Here is a 24,830-nt window from a genome sequence, read left to right on the forward strand (position 1 = left end):
GTTTAAGTCTTTAAATACACAGTCCCTTATTATAACACTTTCTAATTGGGTGCATCAATGTGTGGGGAGTGTGGGGAGTGTGGGGAGTTTGAGCATCCTGCTCACTAATCTCGAATTAATTATTAATTGTGAATTAACTAAAATTTACTTTCATAGCGGATGGTTGCTTCATTTAAAGTATAGTCGTAAGAAAAGCGAACTGTAGACTTATTTTCTAGTTGATAAACGGTTTCTAGGACAGGAAATAATCTAAAGTTAGGTAATCCAAGACTATCCCCAAATTGAGTGGTTTCTTGATTGGCATTAAACACCCAATCTTGTAAGAAAGGTAAGATTACTACTGCTGATTGTACCACACCTGTTTCTACTAATTGGCTAAAATTTTGTTTTTGTAATTTTTCAACTACATCGGGCAGTTGTTGACCAAATAGTGTTAATAATTCCGTATTACTTAAAGGAGGATTACTGGAAAAAGAAACAATGGGCGATCGCAATAAGTCTGCTATGGAATTTGCTCCTAAGTTATTAATTTCAATACATCTAGCTAAAGCGTTTAAGTTTTCTGGAGACGTTTTATTATACGTAGTAATAGGTGGTGTATTTCCATCATTAAGCTGACAAACATCTTCAAAAATATTGCCAACATTAGGTAAAACTTCACTAGCACTTCCAGCAACTCTTAAGCTTATTTCGGATGATTTTGCTCTCCCGCTTTGGACAATATCATCGGTGATTTCATTGTCTTCAATTGAACGGAGTGCGACGGCAAAAATATATAGTTTTAGCTCTAAATCAATTAGGGGATTTAACAAACCTTGTTTTGGTAAAAAAGTCAAGGTATTTTCATTTTGATCGCTGACAAAAACACGAGTTACAGGTAAATTGACTTGACCATTATTTATTCTTATTTTTCCTGATGGTTCAATTCTTAAAAATTCTGCTAAAGATAAACTATTAATTTGACCATTTAATGTTAAATCACCACTGAGACTAAGAAAGGTTTTGGGAAGGGTTAATGTTCTTTCACTTTGAAGAGAAATATTATCAATATTGATGCTAAAATTATTTAATTCTGGTGGAATTATGATACTATTTCTAGTTGCAAGGACTCCTACCCATTTTTGAAACAAAGGTGTTGTTTCTTCTACTTTTAAGTTTAAGTTAGGTACTTGTATTGTTCCTTCTGTTAAGTTAATATTTCCAGCAATCTTAGGGCTAATTAATGCTCCTGTAATTATGATATTGCCATTAATTAGTCCCTGATAAATTCCTGATTCATTCACTTCGTCTTGACTAACTTGGATGGTGAGAGGATTATTAATATCTTGTTCGTTTTGAAGTGGTAATAAAGGAAATTTTCCTGTAATATCTAAGCGGGTTTTTACAACATCTAGGGTTAATTGGTCAACATTAAGACTTCTATTATTCAGGTTTGCTCCTCCATTTAAGGTAACAACTGTGGGTAGTAAATTATTAGTAAATTGTGCATTATTTAAGTTTAAGTTAATTTGACTATCAGGGGTGAGAGAAATTCTTAGTTGATTGTCAACAAATATTTTTCCTTGGATATTAGCTGTAATATTCCCTTCTCCCCCAACCCAAATAATTTTGTCTAGGGTTAAAGGTTGTAGTAAAGTAAAAGCTTCTTTTCCTAAGTTAGCTGTAATTTTGAATTGATCATTAGTGTTTTCTACAATAGGGAAAGGTAGAGTAGCAGAGATATTAATAAATTCAGGTTGAGTCGTTGCTACTTCTAATTTATCATTACTATAATTAAATTCACCTCCTAAATCAAGGTTAAGTAATCGAGCATTAATTGCACCATCATTAAATTCAAAAACACCGTCAACTATGGGAGCATTTAAACTACCATTAACTGTCCCTTCTACATTAATAACACCGTTAACATCGCTAGGAACAACAATTAAATTACGAACTAAATCTAAAGTTAATTTTTCTACTTTAAAGGTAGATGAATTAAGAGAAAAATCAGAATTTTTATAAGATAAATTTAGAATTCCCGATGCAGTTGCTTCGCCTAATTTTATCTCAGGATTAAGGGTGATTGTTCTATCTTGGAGTTGTCCATTGATGGCTATTTTTTCAATAGGAATGACTTGGGAACCTTCCATAATTAATCCTAATGATGGTACAATTGAAGCGGTAGAAGGTTGAGGAGTCCATGTCCATTTATTTCCTGAAAATTCTATAGCTAATTGAGGATTATTTATGGTTCCCATTAGTATTATTTCTGCGTTGTATTGTCCTTTAATATTTAATTCTCTCGGTAAATCTCCTGCTTGTGTTTTGGTAAAAAATTCTTCTATTTTCTGGTCATTAAGCCAAAATTGATAAAGTTTTTCAGCAAGGGAATTGAAAGAATTTCCAGCAGTATTAGTCTGCATATTTTTTGCTGTAGTAAAATCGTTTGTTTTCAGTCTTACTAATCTTAATAAGTTATCCCAATTATATAGTTGTAAAGCTATTAGCAAATCTTCAATATTTCCTAGAGCAATATCCACTTTTCCTTGAACTTTCCCTGAGTTAACATCTAAGTTACCGACAATATTATAATTACTATTTCCTATGATTAGTTGAGTTTTTTCTAACTGAATTAGGTTATTTTTATAGGTTAAAAATGCTTCAAATTTATCTGCGATTACATCTCCAAAACGAGGAAATTTAATAGTTAACTTTCCCACAGTATTTAAGTCAGATGGGTTAAAACTTATTTCTAGATTAATTAACCCCTGTAAATACTCAGGTAATCCATAGTTACCCAAAGGTGCTATTTTTAAGACATCGATGGGTAAACTGTCTACTTTTGCTACTAAATTATCATTTTGACGTTTTACAGTACCAATAAGAGGAATATTATTATTATAGGTTTGGCGAATTTCAAAAGAGTCTATAATAGAAGTTAATGAACAATTTTCAACTAAGCAAGGATTAAAAATAGCACTTATTTTATCTTGTTTACCTTCTATATTAAAAGAAATTTTATTGGAAGAGTCTATATCAATTTTTCCCCTTAACTCTGGTTCAAACTGTTGTTCATTAAAACTTAAATTAGCTACATTAACATCACCTATGATTTCTAAATTTCCTGGTAATAAAGGTGCAGTTAAGAGATTTTTACCCAATAAAGTTCCTGTAAAATTACCTTCTCCTGTTAATGCTACTGTTGTGGGCAATATTTGTCTATTAACAGGTATTTTATCTAATAATTGTGTGAGAGGTAATTCAGCTAAATTAAAGTTAGTATCAACATCAAAGGAAAATTGTTCAATATCTGGTGAAGTCCAAATATTGGTAACCACAAAGTTTCCTTTTGCTTGAAGATTTTGTTTTCCTACTTCTAAAGATACTCTATTAACTGTGATAGGAAGTAATGACGCAGATGTCAAGAGAGGAGTTAGAGGAAGAGATGCACTAATTTTACTATTTAACTTATCAGAGGTAAAAGCAGCAAATAAATCAGGTTGTAAACTAGATAAATCAATGTTTTGTGTTGTGATATTACCGAAAATACGATCATTATTTATTTCTCCATCAATAGTGATTATTCCTTCTGCTATTTCTATTTCTGTCTTAGTATTTCCTTGAAAATCATTAAACTTTAATGCGAGTAAGGATGATAAATTACCTCTAAAATTACTTTCTGCTTTTATAACTTTTATAACAGGATATCCTTCAATAATAAATGGTGCGATAGATAAGGGAGTTAATGCTGCACTTCCTGTAATTATACCTTGGTTTATTTCTGTGTTTGCTGTTATACTCCGATTAGCAATCAAGAGATCACCATTAGCGGTTATTTGTAAATTGTTAAGGTTAGATATTAGATTAGAAAAATTCAGTATTCTCAAGTTTCCTACTATATTAATATCAGTATTAAGCAATTTGACAGGAATAGGAATCTTAGTAATCAGTTTATCAATGGATAAATTGTTAATATTAGCAACTGCTTCTAAAGATTCATTTTCTAGTTTAGCTGTTGCTGTAACTAAACTATCTTCTATTTGAATAACTATGTTTCCATTACCATTGATAGCACTTAAATTAATATTTTTGCTGTTCCAAATACTCTCTAAATTACCAGAAACTTTTAAACGAGCATTATGAACTAATACGGGTATAGGCAGGTTAGAAACAAATGAATTAATGGGCAATGCTATTGTAGTAACTTCTGTTTGTAAATTAGTATTTTCAAGATTACTGTTAACAAGCACTTTCCCTTCATTAACTAATAAAGAAAGATTAGAATCAACATTAAGAGATGAAATAAAGGGTTTATTGATATTTCCAGTTATGCGAATATTTCCTTGTTGTAATACTAAATTATTAGGACATTGAAGAGTAATCTTGACACAGAGAATACTGCTAAAAGGTGTTAAATTTAATTCTTCTGTATTAATATAAGTTTGCCATTTTTTTGTTTTTAAACTGCCACTTCCTGCAATATTAATGATTCCTTGTTCAGTACGAATATTTGTATCTTTTAAGAATAAGTTATTTTTTTTGATGAGAATCTCACCTTGACTAATAATGGTAGTATTAGGTTGAGAAAAATCACCAGAAGTATCCCACTTAATTAAACCATTAATATCACTCATTTGTCCTTCTATTTTTCCTTTTGCTTCCAATAAATTGAGGTTGATATCAGAAGGTAAAGGATAATAGGTATTAATTAATTGTTTAGTGGGTAAAGCTACTTGAAAGTCAAGTTGAATAGGAAATTGTTTAATATCTATAGGTTTATTTTGTTTAATTAGTTGACTAATATTATGTGTAATTTTTCCTTTCGCTTCTATTTTTTCTCCTGCTTGGGCTTCAATCAAAAACTTTTCTAATAAAGTTTCATCTAAACTAACTTTGAATTCTGCTAAAATTGTTTTGAAAGGTGTTTTTTCAAAAATAATGGGGTTATGATTAATTATTTTTCCTTCAATCAGAGGCTCACTAATCAAACCAGTTATATCAAAATTAATATTGAACTTTCCCTTTGCTTCCACTGGTAAAATAATGGGAATGACTCCAAAAACATTATCAATACTAAAATTTTGAACATTAATTTTTATATTGCTTCCCTGCTGCCAATCATAATAACCTTGTAACTGAGTAATAATATCCCCTAAAACAATTTTACCTTTCTCAATTAATATCTTATTTTCCTCAAATTGAAATAATAAATCTGCTTGAATAGGTTGCTTAAGGGATGTTGTTTTTGCTTGCACATCTTTCAATGCGAAATCACCTTCTCCTTTCGTTTCCCTCAAATCCCGTAAAGATGGTAAATTAAGATTCAAATTAGCCTGAAGATAACTCTCATCAATATTGAAAGGAAGATTAGGAAAAATAGACAACCAAGCTGCTAAGGGGAACTGATTTAATTGCAAATTAAGCTTAGTCTGTGTACTGTTAACAAAAGTTTCTCCTTCTAGTTTAATTTCATTACTCTCTACTAACCCTAAACCCAGATTATAAAGCCACTTTCGCTGCTCACCTTTTTGATATTCTAGATTTCCATCTACCTGAATATTGATCGTTTTTTCTGATTGGTAAGGTAATAAAATGATCTCAGTATTATCAACATCCACAGAGATATCAAAATTGAGAGGAATTACCTCATCAGTGGCCTTGACATTTAACCATTGACCCGGTTTATTTTCACGAATATTAACCTTAACACTTTCAGGAGAGAGATGAAGAGTTAACTTTCTTTGTAATAAAATAGTTAAAGGGTTGAAGGTAATCTTAATATTTTCGGCGGTTAATTGATTAGTATGTTGAGGAGTTTCTGGAATAGAAGCCCCATCTAGTTGTAAACTGGTAAAGGAAAATCCCTCTAACTCACCAATTTCTATGGGACGATGAATCACTTTACTCAGTCTTTCTTCCAACCAAGGAGGTAAATACTCCCTGAGAATGAAACTTAATCCCGCATAACCGATGAAAACCAGGGTTACAGAAGTCGTTGCTATGATGATAGTCTTCGGTTTCTGGGCAAATCTTAAAAAACGGTTGAATTGATTAGAAAACGGGTTAGGAGGTTGGGGAGACTGACTCATAAGGTTTCGGGGATGAAGAGACGTTCAACAGAGATTTTTTTGACTAATCTAACGTACTTCAAAAAAAATATTCCTCAGAAATAGGTGAGTAATAGGGGTCAAGATGCTTCACAATAAGAAATAGAAACCATAAAAGGAGTAACCCACAGATGTTGGCATACATCCTAGCGATCGCTGTTGGCCTTGCAAGCTTAAGTCTTTATTTATCCGCCTTTTTCCTGCCAGAATTACACCGAAAGGACGATTTTCTCTGGAGTGGTGTAGGATTATTTTACGCCCTTGTCCTCTGGGTTTGTGCAGGGAGAATCACAGGAGGTGTACTATTAGGGCAGAGTGCCTCGGTGACGTTAGTGTTATGCTTTGGTTGGCAAACCCTACGTCTGAGAAGAGCGATCGCTCTTCCTGATGAAAAAACGGATATTACGGGATTTTCTTTCCTGGTTTGGCTACAAAACCGTTTCCAGAAACCATCAGCTTCTCCTGTAGTTGAGACACCAGAGGAGACAGAAACCACTTCAGAGTCTCAAACATCAGCAGAAACAGAAACTACTGATGATGATACAGAAGTTATCTCAGAGTCTCAAACATCAGCAGAAACAGAAACTACTGATGATGATACAGAAGTTATCTCAGAGTCTCAAACATCACCAGAAACAGAAACTACTGATGATGATACAGAAGTTATCTCAGAGTCTCAAACATCACCAGAAACAGAAACCACTGATGATGATACAGAAATTATCTCAGAAGTTGAGCAAGAAGAAGAAACAAAAGAAGCTAGTCTAACTTCAGAGGATACTGAAACCCCTGAGACTAAAAAACAAGGATTTTCCCTTAAGTCCATATTTGGGAGAGGAACATCTCAATCTCCACCCACCTCAGAAGTCCCGGAAGCTGATCTTGAAGAAAGTAACTGGGATGATGATGACGAGGAGGTTTCAGAAATGATAGAGCAAACAGAGGCGATCGCCTCTGAAACTGTTGCAGAAACCAGTGAGATTAACCCAGAAGAATCAACGGAAAACAAGACTCCTGAAGTAGTAGGAAATCTTGAAGACTATGTTGCTGAATTTGAACCTTTTATGGCCGACGATGATGCAGAAACCTTGATCGAAGAATACAAACCCAAAATCACATCATCCCAATCTGAAACCACCGAAAAAGAGACTGATCCACCTTTGAAAAGCGAAAGTGTTCAGGAAACTGAGCAAAAAGAAGAGGAGAAAAATTAATCAATATCCCCATTTTTTTCTCTACAAAACGATTGCACAGACTCCAGTTGTGTAGCAATGTCTCCAAACCAATCAAGATAAAGATTTCTTGCTGGTGCATTCCCAATCAATGAATTAATAAAACTCAACCATTGTGGATCATTATTGGGTAAAATTAGCCCATATTTTTCACAGTCGATGGGGTTCCTTGGTACTAACAGATAATCTGCACCTAGTCTTAAATCTTGTACTATTGCTTCCCCAACCAAGAGAATACCATCACTAGCAAAAGCATCAATTTTATCCCCTCTTAATGCTTGTATTCCTCTATATCTACCAGTTACACCTTGAAACTGAACTAAATTTGCTAGAGGATATTTTTCAGCCATTAATTGTTCATTAGTGGTGTTTTTGAGAACCCCAATATTAACATTTTCTAAACTACCATCAGGATCAATAGTTTTTGCTTTATCGGCCTCAATTAATAATTGAGTTCCTGTTAAGAGAAAGGGGGTAGAAAATTGGATTTGATATTCAGGAAGTTCTCGGATTGTATTTGGTCCACACTCTATATCTACAATGCGATCGCTCACCAATTCAAAGCGATTAAATAAGGTTGATTTATACACCTTAATAGCAATCACTTGTTTATTTAATTCTTGTTTCAGTTTGTCTCTAAGTACAGCAATAAAGTCCAAACATAACCCCTCTAAATCTCCGTTAATATCTCGATAACCAAAAGGGACAGCATCTTCTCTAATACCGACTTTTAATAACCCTGTTTTATCAATTCTTTCTAAGACAGTTTCTTCTTGTCCATGACTAGGGAAACTAGAGAAAAATAACAAAAACAAATTAATAATTATTCCAGAAACTTTAATATTTTTCATAACTTTTTCCATATTTAAACAATAGAGTCCCAAGGATCTAAAATGTCTTTAAATAAAACTTCTTCAATCCAAGTTTTAGCCACAACAGCTAAAGGGAGGGCTAATAATAATCCTAATATACCAAAGGTTCGAGCAAAAAAGATTTGTGCCATTAATGTTACCGCAGGAAGCAAAGAAACTTGTTTGGCCATAACAGTAGGAGTTAACCAATAACTTTCGATATTTTGAATAATAAAATACCAAATTAAAATAGCCCAAATTTTCCAAGGCTCATCTAACAAAGCTACCATTAAAGGGAAAACAACACTGGTAGCAGGACCCACATTAGGAATAAAGTTAAGTAAACCTGCTAATAAAGCATGAACTAACACTAATTTAACTTGTAATACCAATAATCCTAAACCGCTTAAAGTCCCAATAAATAAACAATTAATAGTAACTCCAGTCAACCAATTTCCTAACGCTACTTCAGAAAGTGTCAAAATTTCTTCCCCTCGTTTACGATAAAAAGAAGGAAATAGTTTCAAAAAAAGATAACGGTACTTCTTGGGAGCCATTACCATTGTTATGGTCAAGAAATAAATAAAAATAAGTTGTAAAATAATTAATAAAGAATTGGAGAAAACAGTGAAAAAGTTGGCAAAAATATCTGTCAATAGAGGTTGTAAACGGGTTAACAAATCATTTAACGAGGGTGGTGGTGGCAACCAATCAAAACGACTTTGTGTTTCCGATAATAAAATTAAATTAGTCCGCAGTCTTTCCCAAACATTAGGGAACAAAGCCAGTAATTTTTGAAATTGGTCGAGAAAAGGAGGAACCACTAACCAACCAAACAAAATACTTAAAAAAATGATACCAATAACAATAATAACAATGGCAAAATTCCGTCTAATCTTAAATTTTTTCAGCCATTTTACTAATCGATTTAAAGCAGTTGCAAAAACAATCGCAGTAAATACCAATAACAATACCTGTCTAATTTCCCAAAGAATATAACAGGAGATGATGAAACTAGATAAGCCAAGCCATTTACCAAGATTCATGAAACTATCAGAAAGCTCAAAAGACTTTTTTATTCTATATTAAAAACAAAAAAAAGGAAGAGAACAAGGCCTCTTCCTTTGATTATTATCACGACTTCAAGTTATCGCATAGTACCACGGGCATTCGTACCGTTAGACTTAGCGATTTCCTTTTCTAACTCTTCATAAGCCCTGTCAAATTGAGGATCACCAAAATCACCAATTTTATCTCGTTCCTGTTGAAGATCCTTTCTTTGAGCTTCGGTCAATTCTACGACAATATCAGGTTCAATTCCCTGTTTATTGATATCTCGACCGCTGGGGGTTAAATACTTAGCAATAGTAACAGCAAGTCCAGATGTACCATCTCCTAAGCGTCGAACGGACTGTACTAAACCCTTACCAAAAGTCTTAGTTCCCACTAAAGTAGCGCGGTTGTTATCCTGTAAAGCACCTGAAAGAATTTCACTGGCACTAGCGGAACCACCATCTACCATAATCACCAGAGGCTTATCAGTCAAAGCACGGTTGGTTGCCCGTTGCGCTTCTACCTCACCGTTACGACTCACCGTTGAGACGATACGGCCTTGATCGAGCCACATCCGAGCAATTTCTATACTGGAATAAAGGAGTCCGCCTGGGTTAGAGCGTAAGTCAAGAATATAACCGTTGACATTGGCGGCTTCAGCATCACGAATAGCGTCACGCATTTCCTTGCTGGCCTGCGCACTAAACTGAGTCAAACGGATATAACCAACCTTCCCTGAAGGAGTTTCTTCTATACGAGCTTTAACAGGGTGGAGTTCGATGCGCGCTCTGATGATGGGATAATTAAATTCCTCGTTGGAACGACGAATGGTTAAAGTAACTTTGCTACCTGGTTTCCCACGAATGAGTTTAACCGCATCTTCCACTTCCATACCTTCGGTGGTTTTGCCGTTAATTTTTGTGATCACATCCTTAGCAAGAATTCCTGCCTCAAAAGCGGGAGTATCTTCGATGGGAGCAACTACGGTTAATTCTTTGGTTTCTTCATCCTTAGTAATTTGGATACCCACACCGGTTAACTCTCCGGAGGTATCAATTTGCATATTTTGGAACTCTTGGGGATCCATAAAACGAGTGTAGGGATCGTCGAGTTGTTCTAACATCTCCCGAATCGCTTTATAAGCCTCTTCCTTACTATTGTAGGTTTTGGACTTTCCTACATACTTTTGGCGAACAGCAAGCCAGTCTACCTGATTAAAGGTGGCATCAACATAAGTATCATTAATAACTTGCCAAACTTCATCGACTAATTTTTTAGGATTATCTTGAAGATAAGCAACGCTACGGGGAAGACGTAACCCTGCTCCTGTAACGGCGATGGCTGTTAAAACGGCAGCAGTTGCACCAAGAACTAACCCTTTTTTGTAATTGACCATAAGCTAAGTGTGTGTTTATGAAACTTCTATAACAGGCGAGTGCTGACTCTAAGACAGGAACTTGTCTGAACTATTTTAACTCAGTATATCCTAGACTTCTGTTAACTGACTTAAGTTACTTATTTTATCGAGTTATTTTTTGATAGAGTAAGCATCACCCCAATGATAGCATTGTCTTCATAGTAATGATAGAAATATTATGACAGATAGTACCGTAATTCCTACTGATTGCCTCAAAAACAAACGTCAAAACCTACGCACTCAACGCCGTTTAAAAGCATGGCAAGGAGTCTGGCGATTTATTTTCCTCTGTGGTATGACAGGAGGGTTAATTGGGGGTATCAATTTACCCCATTGGTTGATTGGGGAAAAATCACAAATTAAAATCCTGGGTAACGAGCGACTCCATCAAGAACAAATTCATACCATGTTGGATCTGAGTTATCCTCAATTAATCTGGAAGCTACCGATCCATCAGTTGCGGCAAAAACTGGAAAGCCAACCTCCCCTTGAAACTGTCTATATGACTCGTCAGCTATGGCCAGTGGAAGTCACTGTTATGGTCAAAGAAAGACAACCCATAGCTGAGGCAACTATGGGAAGAAAAGCTGGTTTTATTGATGATGAGGGGGTTTGGATTCCTGCAACATTCTATCAAGAGGCTAAAGCTAAACCTTCTGTTAAGCTTAAAGTGTGGGGGTTGACTCCACAAAGTTTGAGCTATTGGAAAGATATTTATCCTTTAATTCTCAATTCTCCTGTAGAGATTACCGCACTTGATTGGCGTGATCCCAGTAATTTGATTTTAGACACGGTTTTAGGAAAGGTGCATTGTGGAACTTATCTGAATCAAGAGCAGTTTCTTGAGCAACTCCAAGCTTTAGGTAAACTCAGTAAATTATCTTCCCAAGTCCCTCAAGAACGTATTATTTATCTGGATTTATCTAACCCTGATGCACCATCAGTTCATCTTAAAGACATACCTCCAAAGTCTGATTAATCAACCATTGATAACTAGACCAAATTAGGGTTTGCTGAATAAAAGCAAAACCCTATTCTTTAAAAGGTTACACCCATATTCGCGATCGCAAAAAAGATCAGCTTTGTCGGCTACAAACCGCTATAATTGGTAGAAACACCTCCCAGTTGTTGGTCAAGAACAAATGTATCGAAAAGAGGAGCAACCTTTACCGCCCCCAGAAAAATTTGAATTACCTTTCGAGGGCAAATTGTCCCCCAATAATCGTTGGGTAATCATGGCAGAGTTGATACCTTGGGATGATTTTGAGGAAGAATATGCTAAACTTTTTTCAGCAGAAAAAGGTGCGCCAGCCAAACTATTTAGAATGGCATTAGGGATATTAATTATTAAGGAAAAATTAGGAACAAGTGATAGAGAAACTATAGAACAGATTAGAGAAAATCCCTATCTACAATACTTTATAGGTTTAAATTGTTATCAACAAGAGCCACCACTGGAATCTTCAATCCCAGATTCCGCACTTCAAAAAGTAGCATTAAATAATACAAGCCTGGGTTTAATAATTAAGTATAATTGCTTAAGCTCTTGAAGACAAAAAAGTGGGATAATTGTTTAAGTTGTTTCCTCTGTAAAAAAAGAGCGAAAAATGTCTTATTTAGAAGAAATACAAGTTAAAAATTTAGACCATTTAGGGATAGTAGCTGGTTTAATTGATGAAATAGGAATAGTCAAAATAATTAATAATAAATTAGGAATAGATGTTAGAGAAAAAATCTCAGCAGGTACAGTAGTTAAGTCTATTTTAATCAATGGACTAGGATTTGTTTCAAGACCTCTATATTTATTCAGTCAGTTTTTTCAAGATAAAGCCATTGAGAAATTGTTAGGAGAAAGAATTCAACCTGATTACCTTAATGATGATAAAATTGGGAGAGTAATGGATGAATTATATAAATATGGACTAAATGATATTTTTATTGAAGTAGTTTTAGAAGTAATTAAAAAATTTAAAATAGACCTTAAATACTCCCATTTAGATTCCACATCATTTCATTTAGATGGAGAATATAAAAGGGAAGAAGATAAAGAGAAACAGGAAGAAGAAAAAATTATTAAAGAAAGACCAATTTTTAATAAGAAAGGATATTCTCGGGATCATAGACCAGACTTAAAACAATGTGTCTTGGATTTAATAACAAGCCAAGATGGAGATATTTCATTATTTGTGAGAGCAGGAGATGGAAATGAATCTGATAAAGCTGTATTTGGAAAAGTTTTAGTAGAATTCAAAAAGCAAATAAAGTTTGATAGTATCATGGTTTGTGATAGTGCTTTATATGGTCAAGAAAATCTCCAACTAATCCAACATTTAAAATGGATAACGAGAGTTCCAATGACCATAAAAAAAGCAAAAGAATTAGTGCAAAATATAGAGGTGGAAGAAGTAAAAGATGAAGATAAAGAAAAAAGAAGTGACCTAAATTTAGAAAGTTATACCTGGAAAGAAGAAATTGTTACTTATGGTGGAATCAAGCAAACTTGGTTAATAGTCTTGAGTGAAAAAAGACAGAAAAGTGATTTGGAAAAACTAGAAAAACAACTTTCCCAAGAAGAGAAGAAATCCCAAAAATTTCTTAAAGAAATACAATCTGAAGAATTTGAACATCCTCAAGCTGCTCGATATAAATTAAAAGCTATTAATAAAAAATTGAGATTGTTGGAAAGAAAAGAAGTTGAACTGATTGAAACTTACTCGAAAAAAAAGGAAAAGATTTATAAAATGATTAGTCTGATCATCAAAAAAGGTGAAGAGATAAGTAGAAAGACTAAAGAAGCAGGAAAATTTATTTTAGCAACTAACTTAGTAGAGGAAAATAAATTAGAAGCTAGTGAAATTCTGATAACTTATAAAAACCAGCAATCTACGGAAAGAGGATTTCGATTTTTGAAAGATCCCTTATTTTTTACTGATAGTTTCTTCGTTGAAAAACCAGAAAGAATAGAAACAATGTTATTTTTAATGTCTTTGTGTTTGTTGATTTATAACTTGGGGCAAAGAGAATTAAGAAATTGTTTAAAAAGAGTCAAAAAAGGAATAAATAATCAAGTAGGGAAAGTAACATTGCGTCCGACTTTGAGGTGGATATTTCAATGTTTTCAAGGTATTCATTATGTGATTTTAAACGGAGTTAAACAAATTGTCAATTTAACAGAAGAAAGGCGTTTTATATTGAGTTTATTACCTGCATCTTGTCAAAGATATTATCTATAAATCGAATTGGATAAAGCAAAAATAATAAAAGAATAAGAGTCTAATGATATCAAATGAGAAGAGGAAACTCTCCTTCGTTTGTGCTGAGTCTTGCTAAGTTTTCAATGGGTATAAATCTTCTTAATTTGATTATTTTTCCTAAAAATTTAATGAAAAGAGAAATATTCTTGCCCAGGTATGATTTTCGGACTTTTTAAAACTATGTATTTTTTTATACTACATTTTGAAGTGCGGAATCTGGGTTCAATCTCACGGGGTGAGAAGCCCGTTAAAACCCTGATTGAAAGAGGGTTTCAGCCGTAGCGATCGCTCTATAAATTGTCAAAAACTAGAGGGCTTATTGAGAATAAACAATAATGATAATCATTCTTGCCGTGTGTGTGGGGGGGAGGAGGCTTACACCGTCCTCCCCCCCACAGGGTTGATGCTCAAAATCAACCCCTTGGGCAATATTAGTTTTTATTAAATAATAAAAATTGGTTTATTTTGGATAGTTACATCTAAAATAAATCATCTTCCACTGGTTATTTTATGTTAAGATAAAATAGGGGAATTAAGCCGTCTTATCTATTATGGACATGGCTTGTAACCCTTTTTTATAATTGTTGAGTTTCTGGGGATTATTGCTCATCATAATTGAAATAAAATCAGAGCAAAATTCCCAAGCGTGAATCCAAAGAGAGCCATAAAGTCCTATCCAAAAATTACTATGTCTTCGGTCACGTCTTGATTTTTCAGTTAGACGAGCAATATATTTTCCTTGATTGATTTGTCGAAATGTTTTGCCTTTTAAAGAAGTAGCAGTGCAAGCGATCGCTATTAATAAAATCAAGGAATTTAGTCGTTTATTATTGGCTTTACTTCCCTCCAAATTATAACACCCTGTCTTACAATCCTTGAACATAGCTTCAATATCTGCCCTGGCTCGATAGACTTTCAAGACCTCTGATAAACTGTCTAAGTTGGTAAGAATAAACCAAGGCTCTTTTTCCTGTTTGCCCTTGTATTTTCTTTTCCAATATGCTCCCACATTAAAGTTTCCAAACCCTTTATTTTTAGTGACTGAAACCCCAGTTAAAAACATCTTCATCCCAGGTTTCATTCCTAACTGCGAAAAAGTTTGATAATCTTCATCATCTTTTTTCTGGTTTGTACCTTGTTTCTGACGAAAAGCGAAGAATAACTTTTGTTTTTTACTTTTTTGTTTCAACCAATAAGCTGATTTAACACTGTGGAATTCTCGGTCTCCAAGAATGACTAACTCATAGTTTTTTAGAAGACAAAGAACAGGTTTAATTAATGCCTGTTGTTCAGATAATCTGCTGGCTCCTCTTTTCCCTAAAAGTGTCCAATAGATGGGTAAAGCCCGCTTTTTCCAGATAACAGCAACCATGAAAACATTTTTATCTTTCCATTGGGTTCGGTCAATTGTTATAATCAGACGAGAGCCAGTCTTAAATTCTTTACAAATAATAGCTTTAATCACAGGAAACCAGAATCTGGGAATGGCTAAAGCTGACAAAACTAGGAATCTCTGGATATGTTTACGACGACTTTGATAAAGGATTGGTAAAGGAAAACAAGCTGCTAACCTTTCTATTCCAACCTGTTTATGTACTGTCAGCAACCACAGTAAAATTCTAAAAGCCTCGAACTGTGTTTGTGTTAAATGTTTGGTAAAATGAGATTCATAAACTGCTAAAAAGCTCATGATTTAAGTTATAAAACGATTAAGGACAATCTGATTATTATTAGCATAAAATCGGATTGTTTTCTCTCTTTTAGGAGTTGACGCTCGCGCATCAAAACAGTTTGGGGGGGCAGGGCAATCGCATTTAATTTTTGAAAAGCTGACTGCATAAGAGGTTTCGCGATCGCCGTTCATTTGTACTGAAACTCTAAAATCTTTACTGGATCACGCATCTCAGATTTTAATGCGATTGCCCTGTTTGGGGGGGGAAGACGTGGCAAATGCCACGTCTTCCCCCCATTTGCAAATGATTATCATTATCGTTCATTCTCAATAAGCTCTCTGGTTGCCGACAATTGTTTAGGGTCGGGTAACAGAGAAAAACCGCTCTGGACTTACTTTTCAACCTACTTGTCACCCCGTGAGCTTTTATTATTTTATTTTAGGTTACTTGTTTTGAGTCTTAGATCCTCATAAACTCAACTAAAGATTTAATAACTGCAAACCTTTCTTTTTCCTCAGTTAAATACATATGCCCTCCTGGAAAACTCCGAAGTTTAAACCCTCGCTGTGTATATTTTTCCCACTCTCTTAATTCTTCAAGACTGACTCCCTCATCAGCTTCTCCTCCAAGTGCTAAAATGGGGCAGGGTAATGATTTTTCGGAGACATATTCGTATTCTTCATGAAGTTGCAAGTCTGCCCGATAAATAGGTAATATTATAGACATTAATTCAGGCTCCTGTAAGACAGCCTCTGGTGTACCCCCATCGGCTCTTAATTCCTCAATTAAGTCTTCGTCAGATGCTTGAGAGTCTCTATGATCGCAGGGTATATGGGGCGGTTTTCTCCCCGAAACTACCAAACATTGCGGAAAACAACCGAAGCGATCGCCTAACTGATGAGCAACTTCTAAGCTAACTACACTCCCTAAACTATGACCAAAAAATACAAAGGGAGATTGACTATAAGGATAAATTTCTTGTACTAATGGCTCAATTAAGTCGCCCCAGCGAGTTATTAAAGGCTCCTTGATGCGATTTTCACGCCCAGGAAACCTGACGGCCCAAAGATTGATGCTATCTGGTATAGTTGCTGGCCAATCGCGAAAAAATAGCGAACCTGCACCTGCTGGTGGAAAGCAGAATAGAGAAAGCTTATTTTCCTGATGATGCTTACCCAAGGGAACTAACCAAGGGGAAGTTGTTTGAGATGTTAAGTTCAAAATGCGTCTTTCTGCCTATGCTAATTAGGGTTTGCTGAATAAAAGCAAAACCCTATTCTTTAAAAGGTTACACCCATATTCGCGATCGCAAAAAAGATCAGCTTTGTCGGCTACAAACCGCTATAATTGGTAGAAACACCTCCCAGTTGTTGGTCAAGAACAAATGTATCGAAAAGAGGAGCAACTTTTACCGCCCCCAGAAAAATTTGAATTACCTTTCGAGGGCAAATTGTCCCCCAATAATCGTTGGGTAATCATGGCAGAGTTGATACCTTGGGATGATTTTGAGGAAGAATATGCTAAACTTTTTTCAGCAGAAAAAGGTGCGCCAGCCAAACTATTTAGAATGGCATTAGGGACATTAATTATTAAGGAAAAATTAGGAACAAGTGATAGAGAAACTATAGAACAGATTAGAGAAAATCCCTATCTACAATACTTTATAGGTTTAAATTGTTATCAACAAGAGCCACCACTGGAATCTTCAATGCTAGTTCATTTTAGGAAAAGAATTGATGGAGAATTGATAAACAAAATCAATAAAAAAATAGTAAAAAGAGAAATAGACAAGAGTGATAAAGAAGTAAAAAAAAAGGATTGTCTCCAATAAAAAGGAGAAAAAATAAAAAATAAAGGTAAACTAATTTTAGATGCGACTTGTGCGCCAGCAGACATCAAATACCCAACGGATTTAGGCATATTAAATCAAGCCAGAATTGAGACAGAAAGAATAATAGATAATCGTTATAAACCATTAAGAGTAAAATTGAGAAAAAAGCCGAGAACTTCTAGAATAATTGCTAGAAAGGAATACTTAAAAGTAGCTAAAAAACGAAAAGTATCTTATCAAGAAAGAAGAAAAGCTATCGGGAAACAGTTAAAATACCTTAAGAAAAATTTAGGAAATATAGAAGACTTAATTCAAGCTGGGGCTTCCCTGGAAAATCTGAGTAAAAGACAGAAAAATTGTCTAGAGACTATCAAAAAAGTTTATGAACAACAACAGTCAATGTGGGAGAATAAGACCCAGAGTGTTCCTCAAAGAATTGTAAGTTTAACTCAACCGCATATTCGTCCAATAGTGAGGGGAAAAGCAGGAAAACCAATAGAGTTTGGAGCTAAACTCTCAGTAAGCTGTGTAGATAACTATGTGTTTCTAGACAAAATAAGTTGGGAAAACTTCAATGAATCTTGTCATTTAAAAGAACAAGTAGAAAAGTATAAAGAAACGTTTGGCTATTATCCCGAATCCGTCCATGTAGATAAAATTTATCGAACTAGGGAAAACAGAAATTGGTGTAAGGAAAGAGGGATAAGAATCAGTGGTCCGAAGTTAGGAAGACCTCCGAAAAATGTCAGTGAAGAAGAAAAGAAACAAGCCCACTCCGATGAATGCTTCCGTAATGCTATTGAGGGAAAGTTTGGACAAGCTAAACGAAGATTTAGCCTAAATCTCGTGATGACAAAACTCCCTGAAACCTCCATTACATCTATTGCTATTACATTTTTAGTTGTCAATCTTTCTAAACTTCTGAGGCAGTTTTTGTCGCTTTTTTTGTCCTTATTTACTAATAATGGAACAGGGGAACTCGTCAAACCGCCTTTCATTAATTTTGATTATACTTTAAACAATTTTTATGTACTAAAACTTATTGATTTGTCAGAAAATTCTTGGTCAAAAGTGGCATAAATTTTGGAGAAACTTTTTCAGCAAACCCTAAAATAGAGAATTAAGGTGATTTTAAAAACTCTCTTTCCATCTTTTTAGGGGATTTTAAATATTAAATAGCTTCATTCAGTTTCGGTTCCAATATAGATATCTAAGTAGCTTTCAGTTAGAGATTGAATGACTCGTTCTAATTCATCAATGAGATTTCTTCTAGTGAGTTTTTCTACAGCATCAATATGAGCAGAACTTCCGGCTCGTCCTAAATATTTATATTTGGTTTTTTTCTCATTATTAGTGGCCATAGGAAAAATTGATTCAGCAGACTGTAGTTTATAATACCAGTAGATTGTTCCCTTTCGATTAACCTGATAACGAATAATATGACAATTAGCTGGTGCTACTTCCCCTTCCCGTTCAATTTTCTTTATTTTCTGTTTAAGAGAGCGAATTAGACTCTTAATTTGTTTGGCTCTCAGGTGGACATCTTGACTGGTCTTAAGTTCGGAATGTGATGACATTAGCCTTAACTGTAACAAACAACCTCTTTTGATGTTAGCGTATATATTCCGCTAATTTATAAGGTAATAAATTTTAAAAATGACCAAAAATGAAACGGCTACGTCTGTCGAGGAATTCCTGGTGTGGAGGTCTAACCTCTTCCAAGGACTAAAAGCTAGAAAAGAAACTATTATAGAATTACTCGATGCCCTCTCCAGTAACCAACAAGCTCACTCAGTCGTTGAATTGTCTCTCAATCCTTTATTTAGAAGAGATTATAACAGTTTATATAGAGGAATTCAAGAGTTTTTACCCACTCAAACTGACCCTAATTATGAACAGAGAATTGAGACTTTATTTTCAGCGGTATCGAGAACAATTCCTCCCACTTCAAAACATTATAACTTATTTGGTATTGACACAACTCCCTGTCCACGACGGTTTGCCGAAACGTTAGCGGATAAAACCTTTATTCATTACCCCAATCCAATTAAGGGAAATAAACCCATTAATATTGGACATTGTTATTCCGTTGTCTGCGCTTTACCTGACCAAATAGACACAGAAAAAGTCCCTTGGGCTGTCCCCTTATCAGGAGAGCGAGTCCCCTCTAAACATAAAGGAGTAAATCAAGGCAATCAACAACTAAAAAAAATCTGGCAAAGTTCTTTATTTTCTGATAAATTATCTGTCTTAGTGGCTGATAGTGACTACAGCCAAAAGGATTTTATTGGGGAACAAGTTAAGCATGAAGACGTAGTTACTATTACAAGAGTTAGAAGTGACCGAGTTTTTTATCGTCAATTTATTCGGGACCCAAATCAAGCCAAAACTTCGGGACATCCCCGTTGGTATGGGGATAAATTTGACCTTAAAGATGACCAAACTTGGACTGAACCTGATGAAGTTCATCATGTTCCCTTTACAACGAAAAAAGGTCGTCAATTAACAGTGACTATTTCGGGATGGAAACAGATGTTAATGAGAGGAACTAAAAACTATAAAATGAACAATCACCCCTTTACTTTACTCCAGATTGTTGTCAGAGCTCAAGAAAGAAATAGTATTTGGAAACCTATGTGGCTTATTGTTATTGGTTCTCGGCGCGATGAGTTAAGTTTAGTTGATTGTTATCAGTGTTATCGACAACGTTCTGACATGGAACATCTTTTTCGATTTGGTAAACAAAGATTATTGATGACATCTTATTTAACTCCCGATGTACATCATGAAGAAAATTGGTTTAAACTAACACTTCTTTCTTATGTAAATTTGTGGGCTGCCAGAAAATTAGCTGTGGTTTTACCCCGTGATTGGGAACAGTATTTGAAGACTAATAAATCCATCAAAATCACCCCTAGTCTAGTTCAAAGAGACTTTTCAAGAATAATTACGACCTTGGGGACTTTCGCCAAATTTCCCAAACGTCGAGGTTTTTCTTCCGGACGTATTAAAGGTTACAAAAAAGCCCCACGAACTCGTCATGATGTTATCAAGAAAGGGAGCAAAAAATCAACTGAAAACTTAAAAGCTCCTTAGTTTTCCTCAGAATCTATAGATTAGCCCTATTTGTCAGCCAATTTTATTGACTGATACAGAGCCGATATTTTGGGATTTTAGTTTAGCGTAAAATATACGCTAACAAAATTTTTTGTCCAAAGTCCAATTATTAAACGGTTTGATAGTTTTTCAACAGTTGTTTTACCCATTCAGCGCAAGATATCCACCTATATGGTTGAGTTGCTGCCTTAGTTACCAATATCCCTTCTTCTTCCTTATCGCTGGGAACCAACATCGAATCTGATGAACGAATTATTAAGTCCCCTTGTTGTAGTGCTTGACGCAACCGACGGCCAGTTTTCCAAGCATGAACTTTGTTGACATTCCAACGAGGGTTAATAGGATAACCTGCAAACCCAGATCGCAAGGCCGGATGGTTGTCTAAAGGGATAGTAGTACGAAGTAGTATATCTTTGCTTAAGTCCACTACTTTGGTATTGGGATTTTTGCCTATTGCTTTCATTTCCCTCACCCCCTATTTTATTTTGGTACTACAATTCTATATATTGTCTTCATCTTATTACAGAATATTAATTTTGCCTACATTTTTCTAAAAAGTTTTGATTATTAGTCCCCGAAACGATATCCTTTACCATATACTGTGTGAATTAGGGGGCCTTCCTCCTCAATTTTGCGTCTCAGCAAACGAATTAAGGCTGCTAAGACGTTACTACTGGGTTTTTCCGAGTCTTCCCATAAGAACTGATAAATCTGCTCATGGGTCAATAATTGTTGGGGATGCTCCATAAAATAGGTTAACAGTTTGACTTCTTTATCGGAGAGATTAATTATTCTGCTTTGACGATAGGCTACTTGATTATCTGGCTCGAGTTCTAAGTCTCCTATTTTTAAGGGGTTTGTGGCAACATTTTCTAGAGCAGGAGAGCGACGCAACAAAGCTCGAACCCTGGCCATTAATTCCCTTAACTCAAAAGGTTTGACTAAGTAATCATCTGCACCCGCATCTAAGCCCATTACCCGATCATCAAGAGTATCTTTAGCTGTGAGGAATAAGACTGGTGTGGTTTTTCCTCGCGATCGCAGTTCTCGGCAGATAGACAGGCCTGGTTTACCAGGTAACATCCAATCTAAGATTAACAGGTCGTAAGTATTTTGTAAAGCTAATTGATAACCTTTTTGTCCATCATCGGCTACATCTACGTTATAACCTTCATGGGATAAAACATGATATAGGGGTTCGGTTAATTCTGCTTCGTCGTCAACTAGAAGTATTTTCATGAATTGAGTTAATTTATCAGTTATTTTAATACTATTTTAATGAACTTAGACTATAAATATAGATGTTGTAGGGTTCAACCCTAAGGAAATATTTAGCTAGAATGAAAAATAAAATATTTTCGCATCTTTGAAATTGATTACTATGGTTTATTGTCTTAATCCTGATTGTAGCAAACCTGATAATCCTGACAACAATAAAATATGTCATGGATGTCATGAAGATTTAGATAAAAGTAGTAAAGAGTATTTATTTCGTGGACATTATCGTATTATTAAACAGCTAGGAGAAGGAGGAGTTGGAAGAACTTATCTTGCTGAAGATATAGACTGTTTGAATAAATTAAGAGTGATTAAAAAGTTTATTTATCCTGTTGATGCTCCGAACTTTGAGAAAGCAAAAGAATTATTTAAACAAGAAGCAGAATATTTATCTGAGTTAAGTCATCCTCAAATACCTCATTTATATGGTTATTTTGAACACAATCATGCTTTTTATTTAGTTCAGGAATTTATAGAAGGTAAAAATTTATATGATGAGGTTTGGGAAGAGGAAACTTTTGATGAAATTCAACTGAGACAGTTATTAAAAGAGTTACTTGCTGTTTTGGTTTATCTTCATGAACATAATCTTGTTCATGGAGATATTAAACCAGATAACATTATGCGTCGTTCTTATAATAAACAATCACAATTAAATGAACAAAGTGAATTAGTTTTGATTAATTTTGGTTCATCTATCAAGTTTGATGATAATCAGAAAATCATAGGAAGTTTTGGTTCTCATACTAGAGGATATGCGGCCATTGAGCAAATACAAGGTAAAGCAACTTTTGCTAGTGATGTTCATTGTCTAGGAATGACAGCAGTACGGTTATTCACAAGATGTTTTAGAGAAGATTTTGAGGATAATAAATTTAATGATTGGTTATATGTAGATGGTGAGTTAAAGTGGAGGGAATATGGGGAAGAAAGAGGGAGTAAGGTTAGTGATGAATTAGCTAATATTTTAAATAAAATGCTGGCACCTTTAGTCAATAATCGTTATCAGTCTGCACAAGAAGTATTAGATGATTTGCAGACAATTATAGAAACCGTTGAACCTATAGCGTCTGAAAATAATACAGAAAATGTCTCTAATATTCCTCGTTGTAAACCTACATTTGTTACTCCTGATATACCACCCAGAAGAAAACGAAAGAAAACTAAAAAAACTAATAAAGAATTGAGTGGAAATATAGCAATTATTGGCCCAGCTTCAGGTAAAACTACATATTTAGCTACTTTTGGTTATTTTACTAATGTTGTTATAAATACGATTTTGGAATCTATTTCTCCTGCTAATGATAACAGTGAATATTTAGCTGAACAAACAGAATATATTTTGTTAAGTCAATCGCAATTTGAGCCTAGTCGTACTCAAACTACTATAGCTATAATACCTTTTTATTACTATACTTATTCTATGAAATCACGTAATCTATTTAACGATAATATCAAGAAAATTCCGGTTGTATTTCGTGATTACTCTGAATATTATTTTAATGTATTATCAAATAATGAAAATGCAAATAGTAAAAATTTAACAGATTTTATACGAGATACAACCGGAATTAATGATAAAGGAATACTTCTTTTAGTAGATGGAAACTTACCACGAGAAGATGAACAAATTTCTAATGCTTTGAAAAATTTACAACCTCATATATTAGCAGAACATCAACAAAGAATTGCTTTAGTATTTTCTATGTTTGAAACTCCAAAATTACAACAGTATCGAAAAAATTTAGAAAAGTTTGCTGAGATATTTTTTCCTCAAACAGTTAATGCACTGGATGATTTAATTGAATATAAAAATTGTGATGTTGCTTACTTTGCTTGTTCTGCTTTTGGTTTCTTAGAAGAGGATGGTAAGTTAGTTCCTAATGTCGATCATATCCACTACATTAATCATGAAACTCTTTCTCATTGGGGTGTAATAAAAGATCCCAAACATTGGAAACCTTTTGGAGTAGTTGCACCTGTTTATTGGTTATTAACAGGTGAACATGATAAAAGATTATTGAAGATTTAATCATTAAAATGTTCGTAGGGGCATAATAATATTATCGAAAATAGTTGGGTCTAAAACCCCGCCTTTTAAGGCGCATAGTTTTTGAAGCGGAGTATAAATCTCTGTTTCAAAAACAACTTCTGTGCGATAGCGCCGGAACGTAGTGAGGAACTTCTGACTTCTGACTTCGTTAAGCTCTCTGTGTTATCTTTAAGACGTTAAGGATATTCCTCGTTCCTTGGAATGAGAATTAAAAATATAAATAATAATAATTTAGAGATTAATTTAAACATGAATACAACTTTAAAAGATACAGGTAAACATCCAAAGCTAGAAGAAATTTTAGTTCAAGTTAACAAACAATTTAAAGAAATTTATCAACAAAATCTAGTCAATTTGATTTTATTTGGTTCTCAAGCAAGAGGGGAAGCAACCTTAGAATCAGATATTGATATATTAGTCATACTTAAGACTGCTAAACCTCCCCAAGAAAAACATAAAAAAACAATTGACTTGATCTCTGATTTGTGTATAGAATATGGGGACTTAGTCAGTTGTGTTTATGTCAGTCAAAAACAATTTAAGTATGAAAAAAAGTCCCTTATTATTAAATATTCACCGAGAAGGAATTATTATATGAAAAAATCTTAATCCTAATATTACAGAGCAAGAAGCTATAGAAATTATTAATCAAGCTGAAAATATGCTTAACTTTGCTAAGAATAATATTAACTGAGTGTAAACACAAACCATTTTTTGAGTTCAGCAGAAAAGAACTTAACTCAATCACTCGTTGACCTTAAATAAAGCTAAAGAAAATAGATAAAAATCAAATTTGTATTCTATGATTAGAGTGTAATTATATCCAAAAAACGGGAAACCAATTGTCAAGAAAGCGTAACTAAAGCCATCTAATTACGCCTCACAATGGTATATGCTGGCCTATATAGCACGACACATTATAAGTTAAGGAAATCTGTAAAAGTTAAAGCCTCAAAATCAAATAAACTTTAGCTTTTTTCCT

The 24,830-nt window shown here is 34.3% G+C and carries 15 protein-coding genes and 2 pseudogenes; 8 read left to right on the plus strand and 9 right to left on the minus strand.

Annotated elements, in window-relative coordinates; all coding sequences use genetic code 11:
- Window positions 1–137: 137 nt before the first annotated feature.
- Window positions 138–6,071, minus strand: a complete 5,934-nt coding sequence (locus tag CWATDRAFT_RS09500; RefSeq protein WP_007304784.1) for a translocation/assembly module TamB domain-containing protein — start codon at window positions 6,069–6,071, stop codon at window positions 138–140.
- Between the two features lie 149 nt (window positions 6,072–6,220).
- Between CWATDRAFT_RS09500 and CWATDRAFT_RS09505 the strand changes: the two genes are divergently transcribed.
- Window positions 6,221–7,303: a Ycf66 family protein gene (locus CWATDRAFT_RS09505; protein ID WP_007304743.1), complete on the plus strand. Its 1,083-nt coding sequence runs from the start codon at window positions 6,221–6,223 to the stop codon at window positions 7,301–7,303.
- On the opposite strand, the gene CWATDRAFT_RS09510 is transcribed toward CWATDRAFT_RS09505, so the two are convergent.
- From CWATDRAFT_RS09510 to ctpC, 3 genes are all read right to left on the minus strand, one after another.
- Window positions 7,300–8,184 (minus strand): amino acid ABC transporter substrate-binding protein, encoded by an 885-nt coding sequence (locus CWATDRAFT_RS09510; protein ID WP_007304783.1) that lies wholly within the window; start codon window positions 8,182–8,184, stop codon window positions 7,300–7,302. The two genes, CWATDRAFT_RS09505 and CWATDRAFT_RS09510, sit on opposite strands and share 4 nt — an antisense overlap.
- A gap of 2 nt (window positions 8,185–8,186) precedes the next feature.
- Window positions 8,187–9,218: an AI-2E family transporter gene (locus tag CWATDRAFT_RS09515; protein ID WP_007304782.1), complete on the minus strand. Its 1,032-nt coding sequence runs from the start codon at window positions 9,216–9,218 to the stop codon at window positions 8,187–8,189.
- Window positions 9,219–9,319: 101 nt separating this feature from the next.
- On the minus strand, window positions 9,320–10,621 hold the full coding sequence (ctpC, locus tag CWATDRAFT_RS09520; protein ID WP_007304781.1) for a carboxyl-terminal processing protease CtpC: 1,302 nt from the start codon (window positions 10,619–10,621) through the stop codon (window positions 9,320–9,322).
- 199 nt (window positions 10,622–10,820) lie between these two features.
- Here ctpC and CWATDRAFT_RS09525 point away from each other — a divergent pair, with 199 nt between their 5' ends.
- The 3 genes and pseudogenes from CWATDRAFT_RS09525 (at window position 10,821) to CWATDRAFT_RS09535 (ending at window position 13,875) form a co-directional block, all read left to right on the plus strand.
- Window positions 10,821–11,621 (plus strand): cell division protein FtsQ/DivIB, encoded by an 801-nt coding sequence (locus CWATDRAFT_RS09525; protein WP_007304744.1) that lies wholly within the window; start codon window positions 10,821–10,823, stop codon window positions 11,619–11,621.
- Between the two features lie 163 nt (window positions 11,622–11,784).
- Window positions 11,785–12,111, plus strand: a pseudogene (locus CWATDRAFT_RS09530) (transposase); the annotation flags it as partial.
- 138 nt (window positions 12,112–12,249) lie between these two features.
- Window positions 12,250–13,875 (plus strand): IS1634-like element ISCwa1 family transposase, encoded by a 1,626-nt coding sequence (locus CWATDRAFT_RS09535; RefSeq protein WP_007304746.1) that lies wholly within the window; start codon window positions 12,250–12,252, stop codon window positions 13,873–13,875.
- Between the two features lie 553 nt (window positions 13,876–14,428).
- On the opposite strand, the gene CWATDRAFT_RS09540 is transcribed toward CWATDRAFT_RS09535, so the two are convergent.
- Window positions 14,429–15,586 carry an IS4 family transposase gene (locus CWATDRAFT_RS09540; RefSeq protein ID WP_007304780.1) on the minus strand — a complete coding sequence of 386 codons (1,158 nt, stop codon included), beginning with the start codon at window positions 15,584–15,586 and terminating at the stop codon, window positions 14,429–14,431.
- Window positions 15,587–16,028: 442 nt separating this feature from the next.
- Complete coding sequence (locus tag CWATDRAFT_RS09545) at window positions 16,029–16,790, minus strand: thioesterase II family protein (RefSeq protein ID WP_007304779.1); 762 nt, start codon at window positions 16,788–16,790, stop codon at window positions 16,029–16,031.
- A gap of 163 nt (window positions 16,791–16,953) precedes the next feature.
- On the opposite strand from CWATDRAFT_RS09545, the pseudogene CWATDRAFT_RS35650 reads away from it, so the two are divergent.
- A pseudogene (locus CWATDRAFT_RS35650) lies at window positions 16,954–18,480 on the plus strand (IS5-like element ISCwa2 family transposase).
- A 101-nt stretch (window positions 18,481–18,581) separates the two neighbouring features.
- On the opposite strand, the gene CWATDRAFT_RS09560 reads toward CWATDRAFT_RS35650, so the two are convergent.
- Window positions 18,582–18,977 (minus strand): hypothetical protein, encoded by a 396-nt coding sequence (locus CWATDRAFT_RS09560; RefSeq protein ID WP_007304123.1) that lies wholly within the window; start codon window positions 18,975–18,977, stop codon window positions 18,582–18,584.
- Window positions 18,978–19,056: 79 nt separating this feature from the next.
- On the opposite strand from CWATDRAFT_RS09560, the gene CWATDRAFT_RS09565 reads away from it, so the two are divergent.
- Complete coding sequence (locus tag CWATDRAFT_RS09565; RefSeq protein WP_007304749.1) at window positions 19,057–20,496, plus strand: NF041680 family putative transposase; 1,440 nt, start codon at window positions 19,057–19,059, stop codon at window positions 20,494–20,496.
- Between the two features lie 130 nt (window positions 20,497–20,626).
- Here the strand turns inward: CWATDRAFT_RS09565 and CWATDRAFT_RS09570 are convergent, their stop codons facing one another.
- Both CWATDRAFT_RS09570 and rppA read right to left on the minus strand, forming a co-directional pair.
- A complete protein-coding gene (locus CWATDRAFT_RS09570; RefSeq protein WP_007304778.1) occupies window positions 20,627–20,980 on the minus strand; it encodes a hypothetical protein in 354 nt (117 codons plus the stop codon).
- 104 nt (window positions 20,981–21,084) lie between these two features.
- Window positions 21,085–21,756, minus strand: a complete 672-nt coding sequence (rppA, locus tag CWATDRAFT_RS09575; RefSeq protein WP_007304777.1) for a two-component system response regulator RppA — start codon at window positions 21,754–21,756, stop codon at window positions 21,085–21,087.
- Between the two features lie 142 nt (window positions 21,757–21,898).
- Between rppA and CWATDRAFT_RS31660 the strand changes: the two genes are divergently transcribed.
- Together CWATDRAFT_RS31660 and CWATDRAFT_RS09585 are read left to right on the plus strand one after the other, a co-directional pair.
- Window positions 21,899–23,827 carry a serine/threonine-protein kinase gene (locus CWATDRAFT_RS31660; protein ID WP_007304750.1) on the plus strand — a complete coding sequence of 643 codons (1,929 nt, stop codon included), beginning with the start codon at window positions 21,899–21,901 and terminating at the stop codon, window positions 23,825–23,827.
- Window positions 23,828–24,097: 270 nt separating this feature from the next.
- Window positions 24,098–24,457, plus strand: a complete 360-nt coding sequence (locus CWATDRAFT_RS09585; RefSeq protein WP_232287054.1) for a nucleotidyltransferase domain-containing protein — start codon at window positions 24,098–24,100, stop codon at window positions 24,455–24,457.
- Window positions 24,458–24,830 lie beyond the last annotated feature (373 nt).

The sequence above is a fragment of the Crocosphaera watsonii WH 8501 genome, assembly GCF_000167195.1.
GTDB lineage: Bacteria > Cyanobacteriota > Cyanobacteriia > Cyanobacteriales > Microcystaceae > Crocosphaera > Crocosphaera watsonii.